Origin of the sequence: Anaeromusa sp., assembly GCF_028691475.1 — a bacterium.
Classification (GTDB): Bacteria; Bacillota; Negativicutes; order Anaeromusales; family Anaeromusaceae; genus Anaeromusa.
In genome coordinates this window covers 1-3478 of record NZ_JAQUZF010000184.1, presented here as the reverse complement: position 1 = coordinate 3478, position 3478 = coordinate 1, and the positions used below count along the sequence as shown (strand labels likewise).

The window sequence follows — 3478 nt, the reverse complement described above, 5'->3', positions numbered from 1 at the left end:
ACATCATTGCCTGTTACGCCTTTGGCCACCTCCGCTTGAACGGTAATGGTCGGCCGCAGCGTGCGCCGCCAAATCGAGGCGTCTTCCGCCCCGTAGGAAATACGGGCGATCTGCTCTAGCGGCACATAGCGTCCTTGGCCAATGTGAATCTGCAACGCTTTGAGCGCCGCCAGATCGTTTTTGTCGATTCCTTCATTACGCAGCATCAAGGGAATCGTTTTGTCGCGTTCCCGATAATCCGTTATGCTGTAGCCGGACAGCGCCGTCTGCAAGCTGGCCGCCAGCGCCTGACTGTCCGCTCCCAGCACGCGCGCCTTGTCCTGGTCCACTGCAATCTGCACAGATTTCCCTTGTTCAAACCAGTCATAGGCTACCGTTGTGACACCTGGATAGCCGCGTAGTTCCGCAGCCACTTGCGCAGCTATTTCACGCACCTTGCCTACTTTCTCGCCGGATACGCGCAGCATCACCGGATACGATGCGGGCGGACCGGTAGAAAGCACCCGGCTATGAACCAAGGCTTGCGGCAATTGCGGCGCAACAACCTCCCGAATATGCTGTTCCAAGGAAATACGAGCCTCCGCGCCAGTGGTGAGAATAATAGCCTGGGCAAAATTATCGCCTCCCGGTGGCGCATCAACTACCAATACAAAACGAGGCGTCGGCTTTTTCAGATAGCCGGCAATATTCACAATCCGCTCGTCCCCGTCTAGAAGCGCCTGAAACTTTTGCAAGGTCTCATCAGTCTGTGCCAACGACGCCCCTTCAGGCAGCGTCAGTTCCACAATCAGCTCCGGGCGCACCGATTGCGGAAAAAATTCTTCTTTCACCAAGCTGTTCATCGCAATGCAGGCGACAAAGGCCGCCAAGGTCGTGCCAATGACCAGCCAACGCCGGCGCAGACAAAATTCCAGGATACGCCGAAAAGCCCGATTAAAACGAGTATCCGGCACTTCATGTTCCCCCGCCTCGGCCGCTCCGGCATGAGGCGTCACTTTTAAAATGCGATGCCCTAAAAGAGGAATGACGGTTACCGCCACAATCCAGGACACAACCAGCGCCATCGCCACCACCCAAAAAATAGCGCCTGTGTATTCCGAGGTGCTCCCGGCCGAAAAGCCTACAGGCATAAACCCAGCAGCCGTAATCAGCGTCCCCGTCAGCATGGGAACCGCCGTGACCGTATAGGCGTAACTAGCGGCCCGTTCCTTGTCAAAGCCTTGTTCTAACTTTAACTGCATCATTTCAATCGCAATGATGGCATCGTCCACCAATAAACCCAATGCGATGATCAACGCCCCCAAGGACGTTTTGTGCAAATCAATGCCTGTGCCCTTCATGGCAATAAACACACAGCATAACACCAGGGGAATGCTAAAGACCACCACCAGGCCCGCCCGGCGGCCCAAACTGAAGAAGCTGACCACCAAAACAATGACTACCGCTTCTAAAAGAGTCTTCATAAATTCGCTAATGGACTCTTTAACTACCTGCGGCTGGTCCGCCACCGAAGAAATTTCCATGCCCGCCGGCATTTCCGCGCGTATACGCAAGAGTTCCTTGTTCAGGTTTTCTCCCAAAGAAAGGATATTCCCGCCGTCGCGCATGGACACCGCCAAACCGACAGCCGGCTTACCGTTAAAATACATTTTCGCATCCGGCGGTTCGGAATAGCCCCGATGCACTCTGGCAATGTCCCCCAGGCGAAAAGTCCGTCCGTTGGCCCGGATACCCAGGCTCTGAATCTGCTCCACGCTCTGGAACATGCCGCTGACGCGCAGATATACATTATCGCTGTCCGTCTCCATGCGCCCCGCCGGCATCATCGCATTCTGCCGGCTCAAAGTCTGCACAATGAGCGCTGGATCCAACTGCAGCGCAGCCAGTTTGCTATTCTCAATCTCAATATAAATTTTTTCCTGCTGCTCGCCAACAATATCCACCTTGCTCACATCCGGAATCGTGAGCAGCTGCAGACGCAGGCGATCGGCCTCGTCTTTCAGCTCCGCCATAGAAAACTCATCTGACGTCAGTACATAAATAGAGCCAAAGGTATCCCCAAAGGTATCATTAAAGAAGGGGCCTTGAATATCCACAGGCAGAGTCGAACGAATATCGCCTACCATATTGCGCACCTTCAGCCACGTCGGCTTAATCTGATTAATCGCAACATAGTCATCCACCTTCACATAGATCGTAGCCACCCCTGGCTGCGATTTGCTGCGGATACTGTCCAGGCCTGGAGTCTCCTGCAGCTTCTTCTCAATTTTATCAACAACCTGTTCTTCCATCTGCTTGGCTGTCGCCCCCGGCCAAGCTACTGATACAACCATCTCGCGCACCGTGTACGAGGGATCTTCCGCCCTTCCCAAACGCAAATAAGAAAGAATCCCCGCCACAAAGCAAAGAGCCATGAAAAAATACATGAGCTGCCTATGTTTGAGGGCCCATTCGCTCAGATTAAAATGCTGCACTCAACGTCCGCCCCCTTCCCAAATGCGGACGCCCTGGCCTTCCGACAATTTCTGTACGCCAGCAACAACAATTGTTTCCTGCGCAGCAAGCCCTTCCAACACCACTACGTCATTCTTGCCGTACTCACCCAAGCGCACCGAGCGAAAATGCACTTTTTCATCCTGTACCACCCAAACGCCGCTTTGCCCCGCGCTCTGATATACCGCAGCCAGCGGAATGCGCAGCGCCAGCACCGCGCCGGCTTCTACGGCCACGCTGGCGCTCATGCCTAAATACACTTGCTCAGGGGGTTGTACCAAGGACACGCGAACCTTATATGTACGAGTTACGGGATCCGCCTGCGGCGTCACTTCCCGAATATTGCCGGAAACCACCATGCCCGGCAGCGCCCAAAAAGACACCTGCACCGGCTTCCCTGGAAAAAGCTCCTGCACCCGGTTTTCCGGCACCGCAAACTCTACTTCCTTTTCTCCGTCGCCTACCAGCGTCAATACAGGCTGCCCTGCGGACACCACCTGGCCAACTTCGCCGCTGATGGCGGACACGACCCCGGCGCGATCCGCCGTGAGCACACTGTAAGAAAGCTGATTGCCTCCCTCGCCGTACGTGGCTGTCGCCGACCTGGCTTTGGCTTCCGCCGCCTCATATTGCGCTACCTGCGTATCATAGGCTTGGCGGCTGATCGCTTGCTGCTCATAAAGCTCGCGGGAACGCTCCAGATTCCGCTGCGCCAGCTTCAAATCCGCCTCAGCGCCAGCCACGCCCGAAGCCGCTCGTTCTAACGACAGCGTCAAATCGCTGGGTTCCAAACGAAATAAAGGATCCCCTGGGGCCACTCTAGCCCCAGCGTCCACTAAGCGCTCTTGAATTTTACCGGCTACCCGGAAAGAAAGCTGGCTTTCCTTGCGCCCCTTCACTTCGCCGGCATAGAGACCGCTGGCCAATTGATTGTTCGCGCCAACGCTTTCCACTTTGACAGCCACTTTATTTTCCATTACTTCTT

Annotated in this window: 2 protein-coding genes; both read right to left on the bottom strand. The window is 55.2% G+C overall.

Features of this window, described 5'->3' with window-relative positions; translation table 11 throughout:
- Positions 1-2474, bottom strand: a 2474-nt coding sequence (locus PHF27_RS13915; protein ID WP_300071351.1) for an efflux RND transporter permease subunit, incomplete at its 3' end; no start/stop codon positions are given.
- On the bottom strand, positions 2475-3478 hold a 1004-nt coding region (locus PHF27_RS13910; RefSeq protein ID WP_300071348.1), incomplete at its 5' end, for an efflux RND transporter periplasmic adaptor subunit.